This is a genomic window from Polynucleobacter sp. MWH-UH25E, from assembly GCF_018687095.1.
Lineage (GTDB): Bacteria > Pseudomonadota > Gammaproteobacteria > Burkholderiales > Burkholderiaceae > Polynucleobacter.
Genome location: NZ_CP061286.1, coordinates 1,403,157 through 1,420,047, shown reverse-complemented (window position 1 = coordinate 1,420,047; position 16,891 = coordinate 1,403,157). Strand labels below are relative to the sequence as shown.

The 16,891-nt window shown below is 45.7% G+C and carries 16 protein-coding genes; 5 read left to right on the top strand and 11 right to left on the bottom strand.

Going from position 1 to position 16,891, the window contains the following annotated elements; all coding sequences use genetic code 11:
- The first annotated feature begins 102 nt into the window (after positions 1-102).
- A complete protein-coding gene (locus ICV39_RS07445; protein ID WP_215389488.1) occupies positions 103-852 on the top strand; it encodes an RNA methyltransferase in 750 nt (249 codons plus the stop codon).
- Between the two features lie 23 nt (positions 853-875).
- The gene (gene cysE, locus ICV39_RS07440) at positions 876-1,634 is read left to right on the top strand and encodes a serine O-acetyltransferase (RefSeq protein ID WP_215389487.1); all 759 of its coding nucleotides are present in this window, start codon (positions 876-878) and stop codon (positions 1,632-1,634) included.
- Here the strand turns inward: cysE and ICV39_RS07435 are convergent, their stop codons facing one another.
- Positions 1,635-2,261, bottom strand: coding sequence for a peptidylprolyl isomerase (locus ICV39_RS07435; protein WP_215390942.1), 627 nt, complete (start codon positions 2,259-2,261; stop codon positions 1,635-1,637).
- Between the two features lie 92 nt (positions 2,262-2,353).
- Between ICV39_RS07435 and ICV39_RS07430 the strand changes: the two genes are divergently transcribed.
- Both ICV39_RS07430 and ICV39_RS07425 read left to right on the top strand, forming a co-directional pair.
- Complete coding sequence (locus ICV39_RS07430; protein ID WP_215389486.1) at positions 2,354-3,589, top strand: cupin domain-containing protein; 1,236 nt, start codon at positions 2,354-2,356, stop codon at positions 3,587-3,589.
- 111 nt (positions 3,590-3,700) lie between these two features.
- Complete coding sequence (locus tag ICV39_RS07425) at positions 3,701-3,883, top strand: hypothetical protein (protein ID WP_215389485.1); 183 nt, start codon at positions 3,701-3,703, stop codon at positions 3,881-3,883.
- 90 nt (positions 3,884-3,973) lie between these two features.
- On the opposite strand, the gene bamC is transcribed toward ICV39_RS07425, so the two are convergent.
- The 9 genes from bamC to ICV39_RS07380 all read right to left on the bottom strand — a co-directional run bounded on the left by bamC (position 3,974) and on the right by ICV39_RS07380 (position 15,395).
- A complete protein-coding gene (gene bamC / locus ICV39_RS07420) occupies positions 3,974-5,119 on the bottom strand; it encodes an outer membrane protein assembly factor BamC (RefSeq protein ID WP_215389484.1) in 1,146 nt (381 codons plus the stop codon).
- Positions 5,116-5,988 carry a 4-hydroxy-tetrahydrodipicolinate synthase gene (gene dapA, locus ICV39_RS07415; RefSeq protein WP_215390940.1) on the bottom strand — a complete coding sequence of 291 codons (873 nt, stop codon included), beginning with the start codon at positions 5,986-5,988 and terminating at the stop codon, positions 5,116-5,118. Before dapA ends, bamC begins: the two co-directional genes overlap by 4 nt.
- 110 nt (positions 5,989-6,098) lie before the next feature.
- Positions 6,099-6,647 carry a bifunctional 2-polyprenyl-6-hydroxyphenol methylase/3-demethylubiquinol 3-O-methyltransferase UbiG gene (locus ICV39_RS07410; RefSeq protein WP_251372651.1) on the bottom strand — a complete coding sequence of 183 codons (549 nt, stop codon included), beginning with the start codon at positions 6,645-6,647 and terminating at the stop codon, positions 6,099-6,101.
- On the bottom strand, positions 6,640-7,842 hold the full coding sequence (locus ICV39_RS07405; protein WP_215389483.1) for a tryptophan--tRNA ligase: 1,203 nt from the start codon (positions 7,840-7,842) through the stop codon (positions 6,640-6,642). Before ICV39_RS07405 ends, ICV39_RS07410 begins: the two co-directional genes overlap by 8 nt.
- 29 nt (positions 7,843-7,871) lie before the next feature.
- Complete coding sequence (locus tag ICV39_RS07400; protein ID WP_215389482.1) at positions 7,872-8,720, bottom strand: 3',5'-nucleoside bisphosphate phosphatase; 849 nt, start codon at positions 8,718-8,720, stop codon at positions 7,872-7,874.
- A 9-nt stretch (positions 8,721-8,729) separates the two neighbouring features.
- On the bottom strand, positions 8,730-9,833 hold the full coding sequence (zapE, locus tag ICV39_RS07395) for a cell division protein ZapE (protein WP_215389481.1): 1,104 nt from the start codon (positions 9,831-9,833) through the stop codon (positions 8,730-8,732).
- Positions 9,834-11,270, bottom strand: coding sequence for a dihydrolipoyl dehydrogenase (lpdA, locus tag ICV39_RS07390; protein WP_215389480.1), 1,437 nt, complete (start codon positions 11,268-11,270; stop codon positions 9,834-9,836).
- A gap of 12 nt (positions 11,271-11,282) precedes the next feature.
- On the bottom strand, positions 11,283-12,491 hold the full coding sequence (gene odhB / locus ICV39_RS07385) for a 2-oxoglutarate dehydrogenase complex dihydrolipoyllysine-residue succinyltransferase (protein ID WP_215389479.1): 1,209 nt from the start codon (positions 12,489-12,491) through the stop codon (positions 11,283-11,285).
- Between the two features lie 48 nt (positions 12,492-12,539).
- Positions 12,540-15,395, bottom strand: a complete 2,856-nt coding sequence (locus ICV39_RS07380; RefSeq protein WP_215389478.1) for a 2-oxoglutarate dehydrogenase E1 component — start codon at positions 15,393-15,395, stop codon at positions 12,540-12,542.
- 301 nt (positions 15,396-15,696) lie between these two features.
- Here ICV39_RS07380 and ICV39_RS07375 point away from each other — a divergent pair, with 301 nt between their 5' ends.
- A complete protein-coding gene (locus ICV39_RS07375) occupies positions 15,697-16,395 on the top strand; it encodes an excisionase family DNA-binding protein (protein ID WP_215389477.1) in 699 nt (232 codons plus the stop codon).
- A 61-nt stretch (positions 16,396-16,456) separates the two neighbouring features.
- Here ICV39_RS07375 and ICV39_RS07370 read toward each other — a convergent pair whose 3' ends face one another.
- Positions 16,457-16,741 carry an H-NS family nucleoid-associated regulatory protein gene (locus tag ICV39_RS07370; RefSeq protein WP_173955829.1) on the bottom strand — a complete coding sequence of 95 codons (285 nt, stop codon included), beginning with the start codon at positions 16,739-16,741 and terminating at the stop codon, positions 16,457-16,459.
- Between the last annotated feature and the right edge of the window lie 150 nt (positions 16,742-16,891).

The following is a 16,891-nucleotide window of genomic DNA, read 5'->3' as shown; positions in this document are numbered from 1 at the left end:
AAATAAGAACAAGGCTGAAATATTGCCGAAAGTGCATGACAATACAAAGCTAATACTATGATTCTAAACGATTTACCCCATTTACCTCTTGATACCTAAACCATGAACATTGATTCAGCCCATTTGCTGCGATGGATACTGGTGGAAACTAGCCACCCGGGTAATGCAGGATCGGCTGCCAGAGCCATGAAAACAATGGGTTTTCAAGATTTACATTTGATTAAGCCCAAAATTCAGAGGATTACTAAGGAACCTGAAGCGATTGCCCTTGCCAGTGGTGCGGTCGATCTCCTAGATTCAGCGATTGAACATTCGTCGCTTGGTCAATCCGTGGAGGGATACTCCTTAGTACTAGGTCTTACTAGCAGAGATCGAGAATTCGGGCCGCCAGCATTGGATTGGCATTCTGCTCTAAGTTTGATTTCTGAAAACACTCAAAATCAAGGAAAAACCGCCCTAGTTTTTGGCCCAGAAAGAACTGGACTAGAAAATCACCACTTATCCTTATGCACCCATCGCGTATGGCTCGATGCTAACCCAGACTACCCATCCCTTAATCTGGCACAGGCCATCATGGTTTGCGCCTACACCCTGAGACAAGTACTTCAAAGCCCAGGTATTGGTGATGCTTCTAAAAATCGCGACTCTGGGGTAGATTTAGCCGACCCAGCCGCAGTTACTGCAATGCTAGAGCATTGGAGGGAGGGTCTAGAAGCTATTGGCTACCTCAATCCGGCCAATCCAAAAAAATTGATGCCTCGACTCGAAGCCCTATTTGCGCGCAGTAGACTTCGCAAAGAGGAAATTGATCTTTTGCGGGGCATAGCAAAACAGATGCTCCTGAGAAAATAATCTAGCCCCGTTAAAATCTATCTATGTTTAATTCACTATTCGACCAAGTCGACTCCATCATCATCCGGGATCCGGCCGCGAGAAACCGTCTTGAGGTGATTACTTGCTACCCGGGTTTACATGCAGTGTGGTTGCATCGTGTCTCGCATTTTTTTTGGAATCTTGGCTTGAAGTGGATTGCCCGATTTCTATCGATGTTCTCCAGGTTAATTACCGGTATTGAAATCCATCCCGGCGCAAAGATTGGTCGTCGCGTATTTTTAGATCATGGACTAGGAATCGTGATTGGTGAAACCACTGAAATTGGTGATGACTGCACAATTTATCAAGGTGTTACCTTAGGTGGCACATCCCTCTATAAAGGCGTAAAGCGTCATCCTACTTTAGGCAAAGGCGTTGTTGTTAGTGCTGGTGCAAAAGTGCTTGGTGGCTTCACAGTCGGAGATGGTGCGCGCATTGGTTCGAATGCGGTTGTTCTTAAAGAAATTCCAGCTGGCGCTACTGCGGTTGGTATACCTGCGCGTATTCTGCACCCAGATTTACCGCAAAGCGCTGATAGCAAGACTAAAGAATATTTTTCTGCATATGGCGTTACACCAAACGTGGATGACCCTGTATCTATGGCCCTCAAAGGCTTAATCGATGCAACAATTGAACAAGAGGCGAAGATCGCTCAACTAGAAAAAGCACTTGCTAAGTTCAGCAATACGCCCACTGATGTTGGTGGCAATACTGATACAAAACGGGATCTTGGCGCCATTAAAGAATGGCTTAAAGAATAATTAGTGAAGGGTTCTTGAGCTGTGACCCTGCAAGCTAAGAGCCTTCTCTAAAAACTCTTCCTCGTCATCATCTTCGGCATCATTAGGCATGCCAAATGTGAAGTTCTCACCACCCTCTGGATGGCGGTTTTCAATTTCATCTTCGGTAGCAGCCCGGACATCTTCCACTTGAACCCAAAAACGTAGAGCCATTCCAGCCAGTGGATGATTACCATCCAACACCACCTGATTATCCGCAACATCAGTAACGGTATAAATCAAAGGTTCTGTATCGGCATCCTCATCCTCTTCTGCACTTGCAACTTGAGCGGGATCATCAGACTCAGATTCAACATCTGGTACACCTTCAAACTGCATTCCTACTTCTAGAGGTTCAGGAAAGCGCGCACGCGGTTCAATCTTGAGTAACTCTGGGTCATATTCACCAAAAGCCTCATTAGGCTCTAACTGGATTGTGGCTTCATAGCCAATATCCTGGCCATCGACCAATGCCTCAATTTTTGGAAAAGTACCCTCATAGCCCCCATGCAGATAGATCATTGGGGAGTCTGGCTCTTCAATCACATTGTTTTGTGCATCGGTGAGCTTGTAACGTAGCGATACGATCGTATTTTTTTGAATCTTCATGCGCAAATTGTCGTACATTTATTTTTAATAATTTACTGCTGCTTTACACTGACTTTTCTAGTCAGCGTTTTCGCCTTTAACTTCTTCAACTTATGAGTTCATTTTACTTGAGCAAGCCCTATCAACCACCTCCAGCCCCTAAAAACCTGCCTATTAGCGATCCATGGGCCCTATTTGGCGGAATTAGCCCTAAGCGCTTTATGAAGGAATACTGGCAAAAGAAACCGCTCTTAGTTAGGGGCGCAATTCCCGCATTCTCTCTTGCCTCTCAAAATAGTACCCCTTCCTTAACAAGCCCCATCTCTTATGAAGAGTTGGTTGAACTGTCAGAGCATGACGATGTTGAAAGCCGCCTAATCCAATCCAAACCATGGCGTTTTCAGCATGGCCCATTTCAAAAGAAGGCTGTTCCGAGCTTAAAGAAGTCCGATTGGACCTTGCTCTTGCAAGGAATGGAAGCGCATCATCTTGCGGCTGCAAATATTCTTTCCTGGTTTCGCTTCATTCCTGATGCTCGCCTTGATGACCTCATGATTAGTGTTGCTGGTATTGGCGGTGGCGTTGGACCACATTTTGACTCATACGATGTGTTCTTAATCCAGATGTCTGGACGTAGGCAATGGCGTATCTCAGAGCAAAAGGATTTAAGCCTTAATCCAAAATTACCTCTAAAAATTTTGCAGAACTTTCAATGTGAACAAGAGTGGATTCTGGAGCCGGGTGACATGCTCTATCTACCTCCTCATATTGCTCATGACGGAATTGCATTAGATGCAGGTTGCCAAACCTGGTCAGTTGGATTTCGATCCCCTAGTTTCAAAGAATTGTTGCAAGAAGGCCTATGGCGTCTTGCCGAGTCTCTTGAGGACATTCCAGAATTAGAGCAAAAATTTGCGGACCCCAAACAAATGGCAACAGAAAATGCCGAGCAACTGCCCATGGAGCTTATCAAGCAATTGTCTAATCAGGTAGAAAAACTTAAGCTGCACCAAATAGATGCATTTTTGCCAGGGGTTACAGCTTATCTATCGGAACCCAAACAGCAGGCATTTTTTAATGGCCCCGCTAAGCCACTGAATCCAAATGCTTTTCTAAAACATTTAACCCAAAAAGAGCTCAAACCAAGCCCTCAAACACGGATCTTAAGCCTTGGAAAATCAGTATATTGCAATGGAGATGAGGTTACAAAAAACCAAGTGCCCCAGATTGTCGCCGCATGGATTACCCTGTCTGCAAAGAAGGCGCTTATGACCCACAAACTAAGCAATATTCATGGCTCAAGTCTGTATGAAGCCTATCTAGCAGGATGGCTAGTTTTCGATCAATAAACCAAGACGTGGCTATAATAATTACAGGAAAATACTTAGGCATTTGCCCCTAGTTTCTCCAACAACAATTATCGATGATTGATGTTTAATTTTTTTAAGAGGAAATTACAAATGAAGAAGTCACTCGTATTCGCTGCTATGTTAGCTATCGCTTTGGCCGCTTGCGGTAAAAAAGAAGAAGCAAAACCTGCTGAAGCTCCTGCTCCTGCTGCTCCAGCTGCACCTGCTGCTGACGCTGCTAAAGATGCTGCTCCAGCTGCTCCTGCTGCTCCAGCTGCTGACGCTAAGAAGTAATCTTCTTCTTAAAGAAAAAAGCCGCTCTAGAGCGGCTTTTTTATTGTCTGAATTATTTGCTCGCTTAGTTATTCGCAAAAAAATTTACAGTTACTTAGCTAGCTGATCAGTCAAGATCGTTAGCAACTGAATTCCAGCGGCAGTATTTTCAGGTTTACCATCAGCATCCTGAACATAAACATTCGCAGAATTTTCACCGGTGCTCTTGACCACTACCTGATATTTCTTCGCCTGTAGTTTTGAATCATCTTTGCTGCTAAAGAGATTGCTAAAGAAGCCTTTCGAGTCGCCCACATCCTTCCCATTGACGTAGCGCACGAAATAAACACCCGCAGAACGATTGCGATCTTCAACAGTAAAGTTCGATCGATCTAGCGCTAAGCCTACGTCCCTCCAAGAGCGATCAAAACCAGCGCTGAGCTCAATATGGGCTTTGTTGCCACCCTCTTCAATGAACTTCGCCTTGGGTGCCCTTGGCCCTAAAGGTGTTGCAACCATGGCTTTTGCCTGCTCTTGAGTCATGCCAAGTCGCTCCATCAAGCGAGCCAAGAATACTGCCTCAAGCTCAGGATCATTGGGGCGCGGCGTCCAAATAGTTGTATTGCATGCTCCAGAGGAATCGCTAACGCATTTTTCAATAGCTCCACGTTGGGTTATGTAGATTTCCGTCTCGCTTGATCCACTAAATTCTAGACGTGTTTTATATTTATCACGCTCACCAGTATCGTAAATAGAATCAAGAGCATTGCCGACAATTGATCGGATCCAGTCTTGAGGTATTTTGGCGCGATTCTCTGCCCAATCAGTTTCCATGATTCCAGTAGATGGGGAGTCAACCACCAATAAGAATCCGTTTTCTTGCCAAAAGTCTTTAACCTGTGGATATAGCTCACTGGCAGGCTTTTCAACTACCAACCAACGACGCTCACCATCTTTGGCAATGCGCATACCTGGAATGCCAGTCATCACATTGCTACGCATCTGAGCAGATTTCTTTACTGCCGCGTTGTACTCAGACATCGTAGCGGTGCCGTCCTGAACAATATAGCGACGATCCGCTTGAGCGGTGATCAAGTCTGGAGGATAGGATAAATTCGGCCCGCGAACTGCGCCCGAACTCTTGTAGTCTACGGTATCGTTACTAGTAACTGATTTACATGAACTCAATACCAAAGCTATTGCAAGCAAGGTCAGAATTGAAGTCAATAGGCGCGACAAGGAAAACACATTCTTCATAGTAAATTGGCCTGTTTTAGTGCTACCTTCAAAGGCTCTCTCAATGCGTTGCTTAATGGAGTTAATGGCAAGCGAATACCTGCAGTAATCTTGCCCATTTCATGAAGAGCCCATTTCACTGGAATTGGATTCGCTTCAGTGAACATGGCTTTATGAACAGCGATTAATTGATACTGAATTTCTCGGGTACGCTTCACATCATCGGACATGGCAGCCACGCAGAGTTCATGCATCAGGCGAGGTGCAACGTTTGCAGTAACTGAAATATTTCCTTTTCCACCCATCAACATCAGCATGGCAGCAGTAAGATCGTCCCCTGAAAATACAGAAAAATCACTGTGGCCAGAACGCTTAAGGGCGTCAATTAATAAGGTCCCACGCTCCAAACTACCAGTTGCATCCTTAATGCCAATGATGCCTGGTACATCAGCCAAGCGAACAACGGTATCGCCGGCCAAATCCGCTACGGTGCGGCCAGGTACGTTGTACAAAATAACTGGCAACTCAACTGATTCCGCAATTTTTTTGAAGTGGGCATACATACCCTCTTGTGTCGGCTTGTTGTAATACGGCACGACCTGAAGGCTCGCATCAGCACCAACCTTCTTAGCAAACTCAGTAAGCTCAATTGCTTCAGCGGTGGAATTGCCACCTGTGCCAGCGATTACTGGAATGCGCCCTGCAATATGCTCCACGGTCACACGAATCAACTCACAATGCTCTTCAACGGAAACTGTTGGAGACTCTCCGCTGGTTCCAACTATAACGATTCCATCTGTGCCCTCGGCCACATGCCAATCCAACAAAGACTTGAGTGCGCCAAAATCGAGACTGCCATCCTCAAACATGGGCGTTACGATAGCCGGCATGCTGCCAGAAATGGTCTTTTTACTACCTTTGGTTTGAGCTGTGTTTGTCACCGAATGTATACCGATTCTTAGCTGTCTTAACCTTGAAATTGTAACGGAATGCGGGCTTTTTACCCTTCTTTTACAGCGCAAAGGCGTTGAACCATAGCTGGTTTAGGTTCGCCCTGGTAAATATCCTCGTAGGCAAGGACTTTAAGGCTATGACGTTGGGCCAACCCCAGCAATTCCCCTGTTTTTAGAAGGAAATTGGGGTTGGATGGCTTTCCAAATTGCTCATTTCCTTGAGCAAAGGTTTCATAGATCAAAACCCCATTTTCCCCAAGAATTTCTGGCAATCGATCCAAGTGGGGTCTATATAGGTAATTGGTCACCACGATCCCACTAAATTTGTCATCTCCTAGTGGCCAAACCTCTACCTCCAGGTTGAGTACTTTTGATTGAATCAAGGGGTTTGCGGTTTTTTCAATTTCTCCAATGTTTTGGTCAACAGCCAATACTGGAAAACCCATCTCAGCAAGAAGAAAAGAGTGACGGCCTCCTCCACAAGCAAGATCTAAAACAGTGCCCGTTTTTGGAATCTGAGAAGCAAAACGCCTCACCCAAGGTGAAGCGTTTTCAATTGAAACATGGGCGATCATGACAGTACCCCCATTAGTCATATGCCAGACCCATGGCTTCTCGCACTTCTCTCATAGTTTCTTGGGCAACTTTACGCGCTTTATCGCAACCATCGGCAATAATCGATCGGAGAAGGCTTGGGTCATCCAAATATTTCTGAGCACGCTCAAACATTGGCTGCTGTTCAGCCAAAATGGCATCAATCACTGGTTGTTTGCACTCCAAGCAACCAATCCCGGCTGACTTGCATCCCTTATCCACCCACTGCTTGGTTTCTTCATTGGAATAAACCGTATGTAGTTGCCATACTGGGCATCGGGCTGGATCGCCTACATCAGTTCTGCGAACGCGCGCAGGATCAGTTGGCATCGTCCGAATCTTTTTGATCACATCTTCGGGTTGCTCGCGAATACTAATCGTATTGCCATAAGACTTAGACATTTTTTGACCATCAATGCCTGGCATACGGGACGCTGTTGTTAGCAGAGCCTGAGGTTCAGGAAGAATAATTTTGCGCGCACCTTCCAAGAAACCAAAAAGTCTTTCACGATCAGCCATCGATAAACTTTGCGATTCCTGTAGCAATGCTTTCGCTTGCTCTAATGCCTCTTCATCACCACGCTCTTGAAAAGCAACTCGCAACTCCAAGTACATTTTGGCGCGCTTGCTACCCAGCTTCTTAGCTGCTTCAAGCGCCTTCTCCTCAAAGCCAGGCTCCCGGCCATAGAGATAATTAAAGCGACGCGCAACTTCACGAGTCATCTCTACGTGTGGAACTTGATCTTCGCCAACTGGAACATGTTGCGCCCTGTAAATCAAAATATCAGCTGCCTGAAGCAATGGGTAACCAAGAAAACCATAGGTCTGCAAGTCTTTTTCCTTGAGCTTCTCAATTTGATCTTTATAGGTCGGAACGCGCTCCAACCAGCCCAAAGGTGTGCCCATCGAGAGCAATAAAAATAACTCTGCGTGCTCGGGTACCTTACTCTGAATAAATAAAGTAGCTTGGTTTGGGTCTACACCCGCGGCCAACCAATCAATCACCATATCCCAGACAGATTGCTCGATAACTTCTGGAGATTCGTAATGTGTAGTTAATGCATGCCAATCAGCGACAAAGAAAAAACATGGATATTCAGATTGCAATCTCACCCAGTTTTTTAATACTCCGTGGTAATGCCCAAGGTGCAAATTACCCGTAGGTCGCATGCCAGAGAGAACACGTTCAGCAAACATTATTTTTCTTTATCGTTAATGTGAATAAATTAATGGAATACCGACCAGACAGGGGTCAGGTGATCCGGTAAATGCGGCAAAGCGCCGAGGTCAATATGACTTTCGCTTGGATCATGAAAATCAGAGCCACGAGAGGCTAAGAATCCATACTTTTGCGCAATCTTTCCATAAGTCGTGTATTGATCTGGGCTATGACTACCGGTAATGACCTCGATGCCAAGGCCACCGATTTCTTTAAAGCGCTCATAAAGCTGACTCATCTGCAGAGCACTTAAGTTGTATCTGCCGGGATGGGCAATAACCGCTACACCCCCTGAAGATTTAATCCACGCAACCGCATCATCTAAAGTCGCCCACTGATGTGGAACAAAGCCTGGTTTATTCTCAACTAAATATTTTTTAAACACTTCTTCCGTATCGCGACAGACACCCTGTTCCACTAAGTATCTTGCAAAGTGCGTTCTAGAAATGAGTTCAGGATTGCCTGCAAAATGCAGAGCACCCTCGTATGCGCCTGGTATACCCGCCTTTAATAACTGTTCAGACATTAACCTTGCACGGTCTCCGCGTCCACCCCGAGTGCGACGCAAGCCTTCAATAATCCCTAGGTGATTGGCATCAATACCAAGACCAACGATATGAATGGTTTGCCCTGCCCAAGTAACAGAAATTTCTACGCCAGATACGTAATCGATATTGAGTGTTTTTGCAGCGTCACGTGCACGTTGTTGACCACCCAACTCATCGTGATCCGTGAGTGCCCACAAATTAACGCCATTGGCTTTTGCACGCTCAGCCAAGGCTTCAGGCGTGAGCGTACCATCAGAGACCACAGAGTGGCAATGGAGGTCGGCATTTAGGGTAGAAAAACTGCTCATGCCCTTATTTTAGGTCAAGCTGGTATCGATGACACGGCGTGGCGCATCTAGATAGTCACGGGACTGCATCTCAATCAAACGGGAGACCGTTCTAGAGAATTCAGCGGTTATTTGGCCTTCCGTATACAAATCCGTTGCAGGCACCTCGGCAGATATGATCAACTTGATTTTGTGGTCATACAAAACATCAATTAACCAGATAAAGCGACGTGCTTCGTTGGTCATTTTGGGAGGCATATAGGGAACCCCAGACAGGATAACCGTATGAAATTGATTGGCGATTTCTAAATAATCATTCTGAGAGCGCGGACCACAACACAGTGTCTGGAAATCAAACCAAACTACACCATCAGCCATATGTAATGGTCGCAGCTCACGGGACTCAATATGCAAGACAGGATTGCGCGTCTCTTTTTGGTTGCCAATCAGCGTTTGGAACATCTGCCCTAGAGTAGTTTGAGTTTCAGCATTCGCAGGAGTGAGATAGGCCTCCACTTGCGCCATCTGAACCTGACGATAATCATTGCCAGCATCAACATTGAGAACATCAAGCTTTTCTTCCAGCAACTTAATTGCCGGAAGCAAGCGATCACGATGTAAGCCGTTAGGATAAAGCTGATCGGGTCGGTAATTAGAGGTCATTACAAACTGCACACGATCAGCAAACAATGCGTTGAGCAAGCGATACAGAATCATCGCATCGGCAATGTCATTAATATGGAACTCATCAAAGCATATCAAACGGTAGCGTTTGGCGATTCGCTTGGAAAGCTCATCTAAAGGGTCCGATAAACCCGAGAGTTCATGCAACTCACGATGCACTTCACGCATAAATTCATGAAAATGAATACGAATCTTTTTTTCTAATGGGGATGCAGCATAAAAACAGTCCATTAAGAAGGACTTGCCACGCCCTACTCCACCCCAAAGATACAAACCTCTTGGCAGGGTTGGTTTAAATAATTTTTTCTTGAGATTGTTGCTGCGGATTTCTTTATAAGCAATCCACTCATCTTCGCACTTTTGCAAACGCTCTACGGCACGAAGCTGCGCGGGATCACTTTGATACCCGCGCGCTTTTAACTCTTGTTGGTAAAACTCAATGGTTTTCAATTACATATTGAGTGCGCGTTGATCTGTCGCTAATGCTGCTTCGCGTACCACTTCCGACAAGCTTGGATGTGGATGACAGATACGTGCAATATCTTCAGCTGCCGCCTTGAATTCCATCGCAACCGCTGCTTCAGCAATTAAGTCTGAGGCATTTGGTCCAATAATGTGAACACCAAGAATTTCATCGGTTTTCGCATCGGCCAATACTTTGACAAAACCATCAGAGCGACCCATACCCAAGGCACGACCGTTAGCCATGAATGGGAACTGACCAGCCTTGTATGCAACGCCAGCCTCTTTCAAAGCCTGTTCTGTTTTGCCAACCCAAGCGATCTCTGGATCCGTATAGATTACCCAAGGAATACAGTTGTAATCGATATGTGGCTTCTGACCAGCAATCACCTCAGCGGCCAAGACACCCTCGTCTTCCGCTTTATGAGCCAGCATAGGTCCGCGAACCACGTCACCTACAGCGTATACGCCAGGCGCTGCTGTTGCGCAAGTGTGATCGTCAATTGGAATAAAGCCTCGCTCATCCACTTTGAGACCAATCTTATCTAAACCTAATTTGTCAGTATTTGGTACGCGACCTACAGAAACGATCAAGCGATCACATTCCAACTTGGCAGCCTTACCAGCGCTATCTGTGTAATTAACCACTACACCTTTTTTATCCGCCTTCACATCACCAATCTTCACCCCCATGTTGATGTTCAAGCCTTGCTTAGTGAAAAGCTTTTGTGCTTCTTTAGCAATACTGACATCGCAAGCAGCCAAGAATGAAGGCAATGCTTCAAGCACTGTCACTTCAGAGCCCAGACGACGCCAAACGGAGCCAAGCTCAAGACCAATCACGCCCGCACCAATCACGCCTAACTTCTTGGGCACAGAATCAAACTTCAATGCACCTTCGTTATCGCAAATCAATACGTTATCTACTGGCAAGCCTGGTAAATGGCGCGCCTTAGATCCAGTTGCAATAATGACGTTCTTAGCAGTAACTGTCTCTTTATCTTTGCCATCAATCTTGACTTGATATCCGTCAGCGCCCTTGCCCTCAAATGAAGCATGACCTTTTAACAAAGTAATTTTGTTTTTACGGAATAAGAACTGAATGCCGCCAGTCATTTTGGTGACGATGCCATCTTTGCGTTGAACCATCTTTTTGGAATCAATGCTGACAGAGCCAACCTTAATGCCATGGTCTGCTGCATGATGGCCAATCTTCTCAAACTCTTCTGATGAGGCTAATAAAGCCTTAGAAGGAATACAGCCGACATTCAAACAGGTACCACCTAAGCGTGGCTCACCCTTTGGATCATCATAGGCATTGGATTCAGCACACGCAACCTTGAAACCCAATTGCGCTGCACGAATTGCGGCGATGTAGCCACCTGGGCCACCGCCGATTACGAGTACATCAAAAGCTTGACTCATGATCTTCCCTTCTTACAAATCAAGGAGGAGACGTGAAGGATCTTCTAATGCATCCTTCATGGCAACTAAGCCAAGCACTGCCTCGCGACCATCAATAATGCGGTGGTCATAAGACAAGGCGAGATAGTTGATTGGACGAACAACTACTTGTCCATTCTCAACTACTGCACGATCCTTAGTCGCATGGATACCCAAAATTGCAGACTGTGGAGGATTAATAATTGGAGTTGAGAGCATAGAGCCGAACACGCCACCGTTAGAGATAGAGAATGTACCGCCAGTCAACTCTTCAATCGAGAGCTTACCTTCGCGTGCTTTCACGCCAAATTCAGCAATCTTCTTCTCAATATCAGCTAAGTTCATCTGATCAACATCACGCAAAATTGGCACTACCAATCCGCGTGGTGAGCTAACAGCGATACCAATATCAAAGTAGCCGTGATAAATAATGTCGTTACCATCAACAGACGCATTCAATAATGGGAATTTCTTCAGAGCATGTGTAGCTGCTTTTACGAAGAAGGACATGAAACCCAGTTTTACGCCATGAGTCTTTTCAAATTGATCTTTGTATTTATTACGCAATGCAATTACTGGACCCATATTGACTTCATTGAATGTAGTCAAAATTGCGTTGTTCGCTTGTGACTCCAACAAACGTTCTGCAATACGAGCGCGCAAGCGGCTCATTGGCACACGCTCTTCAGGACGATCGCCTGTTGGAATTGGTGCGCTTGGCAATGCGGCTGACTTAGCACCACCAGCAGAGGCATTTAATGCATCGCCTTTAGTAATACGGCCATCGCGACCAGAACCAGCCACCTGACCTGCATCCGCATTCTTTTCAGCAAGAATTTTTGCTGCTGAAGGCGAAGCGGCTGCGCCAGTAGCCTTAGATGGAGCAGCCGCTTTTGCAGGTGCCGCAGCTGGGGCTACCGCAGGAGCAGGTGCTGCAGCAGCTGGGGCAGCTGATGCAACAGCAGTGCTATCGATCTTGGCAATTAACTGATCAGCTACAACTGTGCCGCCATCAGCAACTACGATTTCTGTCAATACACCAGCAGATGGAGCTGGCACTTCGAGAACAACCTTATCTGTTTCGATTTCGATCAAAATCTCATCTTGACTAACTGCGTCACCGACCTTCTTTTTCCATTGCAACAATGTTGCTTCAGCAACTGACTCGGAGAGTTGTGGAACTTTAACTTCGAAAATAGCCATGATTAATCCTATTTATCTATATGTGTATGAGTATTGGTTTGCGATTGATTATTTAGTAATCACATAACCCTTTAATTTGGCAAATGCCGCGTTGAGAAGAGACTTCTGCTGCTCTTGGTGCAAATGGGCATATCCACAAGCAGGAGAAGCAGATGCGGGACGTCCTGCATATGCCAACTTCATACCATCAGACATGTTTTCCAATATGTTGTGCTGAACAAAGAACCACGCACCTTGGTTTTGCGGCTCGTCCTGACACCAAACAACCTCTTCTAGCTTTGGATACTTCTTCAACTCAGAAGCCAAAGCCTTGTGCGGGAATGGATACAACTGCTCAACTCGAATAATTGCAACATCAGTCGCTTTCTTTTCAGCGCGCTGTTTAACTAAGTCGTAATACACCTTGCCAGAACAAGCGATCAATCGTGTTACTTGTTTTGCATCGATAGTTTCATCACGCTCGCCGATTACCGTCTGGAAACCGCCCTTGGTAAATTCAGAGAGTGGAGACGCAGCATCTTTATTACGCAATAAGGATTTTGGCGTAAACAAAATCAGTGGCTTGCGGAACTGACGAATCATTTGACGACGTAGCACATGGAAAATTTGTGATGCGGTTGTTGGCTGAATAACCTGCATATTGGTATCAGCGCATAACTGCATAAAGCGCTCCAAACGTGCAGATGAGTGTTCTGGGCCTTGACCTTCGTAACCGTGCGGCAACATCATGACCAAGCCGTTTGCACGGCCCCACTTCACTTCGCCAGAGGCAATGAACTGGTCAATTACAACCTGAGCGCCGTTTGCAAAGTCGCCAAACTGGGCCTCCCAAATGGTTAAGGTGTTTGGCTCTGCCGCTGCGTAACCATATTCAAAACCAAGAACTGCTTCTTCAGAAAGAATGGAGTCAATCACCACAAATGGTGCCTGATCTTTAGTGACATGCTGCAAAGCTACATAGGTACCGGTATCCCACTTCTCACGATTTTGGTCATGAAGAACTGCGTGACGATGGGTAAATGTGCCGCGGCCACTATCCTCGCCAGACAAGCGCACTGGATAACCACTGGCAACAAGTGAGGCAAAAGCCATGTGTTCACCCATACCCCAGTCAACATTAATTTCACCGCGACCCATTGCCGCACGATCGTTATAAACCTTCGCGACTAATGGATGGGCTTTAAAGTTTTCTGGAATAGTCGAAATCTTTTCAGATAAGCGCTTCCATTCCGTTAAAGGGATAGCGGTATCAGCTTCGTCTGTCCACTTCTTACCAAGGAATGGGGCCCAATCTACCGCAAACTTACCTTTGAAGTTACTGAGAACTGGATCAGAGGTTTGCTTACCTTCATCCATGGCAGCGCGGTACTCTTTGACCATCAAATCGCCAGTGCCAGCAGGCAATACGCCCTGAGTTTCCAACTTGTCAGCGTATAGCTTACGTGTACCAGGGTGTGCGGCAATAATTTTGTACATCAAAGGCTGCGTCATTGCGGGCGTATCTTGCTCGTTGTGACCCAACTTGCGGAAGCAAATGATATCGATTGCCACATCTTTATGAAACTTAGTGCGGAACTCAACAGCCAATTTAGTTGCCAGTACCACAGCCTCTGGATCGTCACCGTTTACGTGCAGTACAGGGGCATCAACAATCTTCATGATGTCTGTACAGTACAAACTAGAACGCAAGTCGCGTGGATCGGATGTGGTGAAACCAATCTGGTTATTAATCACGATGTGAACTGTGCCGCCAGTGGAATAACCACGAACCTCGGACATCGCCAAAGTTTCTTGCATTACACCCTGACCCGCAATCGCAGCATCACCGTGCACCAGAACTGGCATCACCTGCTCACCCAACATATCACCACGACGCTCCATACGCGCACGCGCTGAACCCTCAACTACTGGGTTAACAATTTCAAGGTGAGATGGATTAAATGCAAGTGATAAATGAACCGGTCCGCCAGGAGTTGAAATGTCGCTAGAGAAACCTTGGTGATACTTCACGTCACCAGCAGGCAATGTCTCAGGGCCTTTGTGTTCAAACTCAGCAAACAAATCTTTAGGCATCTTGCCCAAGGTGTTCACCAAAACATTGAGACGACCACGGTGAGCCATACCAATCACGATTTCTTGTACGCCCTTGCTACCAGCATCACGAATTAACTCGTCCATACAGGCGATAAAGCTTTCGCCACCTTCTAGGGAGAAGCGCTTTTGACCAACATATTTAGCTTGGAGATAACGCTCTAAACCTTCAGCCGCGGTAAGACGGTCCAAAATTTGACGCTTCTCTTCAACATTAAAGCGGGCTGTAGAACGAATTGATTCCAGCTTTTCTTGCCACCACTTCTTAATCTTTTGATCGGCAATAAACATGAACTCGGCGCCAATGGTGCCGCAATAAGTCTCGCGTAATGCCTGCAGCAAATCACGCAGGGTCATTTCTGATTTGCCAAAGAATGTATTACTTGTGTTGAAGACGATATCCATATCGCCATCAGTAAATCCATAGAAAGCAGGATCCAGCTCAGGAATATCCTGACGCTCTGTACGCTTCAATGGATCAATATTGGCCCAGCGATTACCGACGTTTCGATACGCCGCAATTAATTGCTGAACCGCAACGCGTTTGCGTCCCAACTCGGAATCCGCTGAATCCGAAATCGTTCTAATTGGACCTTGTTTAGCGCGCTCAGCAAATGAGGCAACAATTGGCCCGTGAGCAATATCGGTTCGCGACGAACCATCGACTGCTGGAACTTGTTTCACGTTATCAAAATAATCACGCCAATGGTCCTCAACGGAGGCAGGGTCGTGCAAATAAGATTCGTAGAGTTCTTCTACATAGGGGGCGTTTCCGCCGAAGAGATAGGATTTATCTCTTTGGTCCTGCATCATGATGCTCACCTTTCATCGGGTTTCCCGAATAAAAACTGTGGTTATAACCATCCGTTACACGGCTGTACCGTTTCACGAATTGCTCTGTGCAAATACTGGTACTACGACAGTAATTTAACACGAGTGACCATAGTCACATAAAGGGCTTTCCCTGATTTCATGGGATTTGGGGGTATATCCCTATAAATAGAAACTGAATAAGAAATTTCCTACTAGTCTTTCAATATATACGGACAGATTCCAACAAAATTCGTTTTTATTCTCTAAATCTTCAAATGAATTAATGAGATCAAGGGAGAATATGAAAGCAATTACGCCAGAAATGGAATATCTAAGCACTAGACAAAGCGCTAAGGTTTTGCAAGTTTCGCTAGGAACCGTACAAAAAATGGTTGAATTGGGCGAATTAATCGCCTGGAAGACCCGCGGTGGGCACAGGCGCATTTTGGCAAGCTCTTTAGAGCAACAATTACAAAGGCGTAAACGAGCTATGCGCCAAAAAAGCACCCAACACTGCGTTGCAATGGGAATATTTCGCCGCACTGAAAATAGCTTAGCACTGTTGGAAGCCATTGAAGGCTGGCAGCTAAAAGTAGAAATGGAGGTTTCGGTAGACAGCCTAGAAGGCTTAATGAAGGCAGTATCGATTGCCCCCGATCTTATCTTTTTGGATGCCCTAATCCCGCCTGTAGAGCAGGTCCACTTAATACATTATTTGAGTAAAAACAAGGACACGCAGCGTATTCCTATACTGGTTGATGAAGGTTTTATTAAGCTGCACCCTGGGGTGGTCACGCTAGCAGATGAAAATGCTGGGACTCGGTCTAGCATTCCCGAGGAGCTCAAAGAGGAGCTGGAGAATGGCTTAATCGAACTTAATCCATTGATTATTGGCTACCCAGCTACTGACCCGGAAATGGATGCGGCACTTAACCCCGATAACCGGCATGAATTGCTCGAACCCCTCTTTTTAGAAGCTCTATCGAGAAAGTGCTTTTAAGAGTCCCAACAAAAAAGGCCACATTTGTGGCCTTTTTGATTAACTCAATTAAATCAGCGAGTTAAATTAGGTAATTACTTCGATCTCTACCCTCAATCCACTTAGGAGCCTTGCCACGACCAGTCCAGGTTTCACCTGTTGATGGGTTGCGGTACTTTGGCGCTACCTTGCCACCGGCACTTTTGCCACCAGCTTTACGACTAAATAGGTCTGAAGCTGACAAGCCATATTGTTCAATAATGAGCTTAGCTTTAGCAATTCCATCGGCTTTTTCACGGGCAATTGCCTCTTTAATTTGCTTATCTAATTGCTCACGTTGAGCCAATAGTTCTTTGTATGAAGACATTTATGGGTTTCTCCAGATAATAAGTTATAGAAATACACATTAATCCTGCCATGCTGTATTTCAATTAAACATTATATATAGAAAAAAGATTATGGGTAAATATTCTGAAAAATGGGTATTAACCTATATTTATCATGGATTTATGTTTAT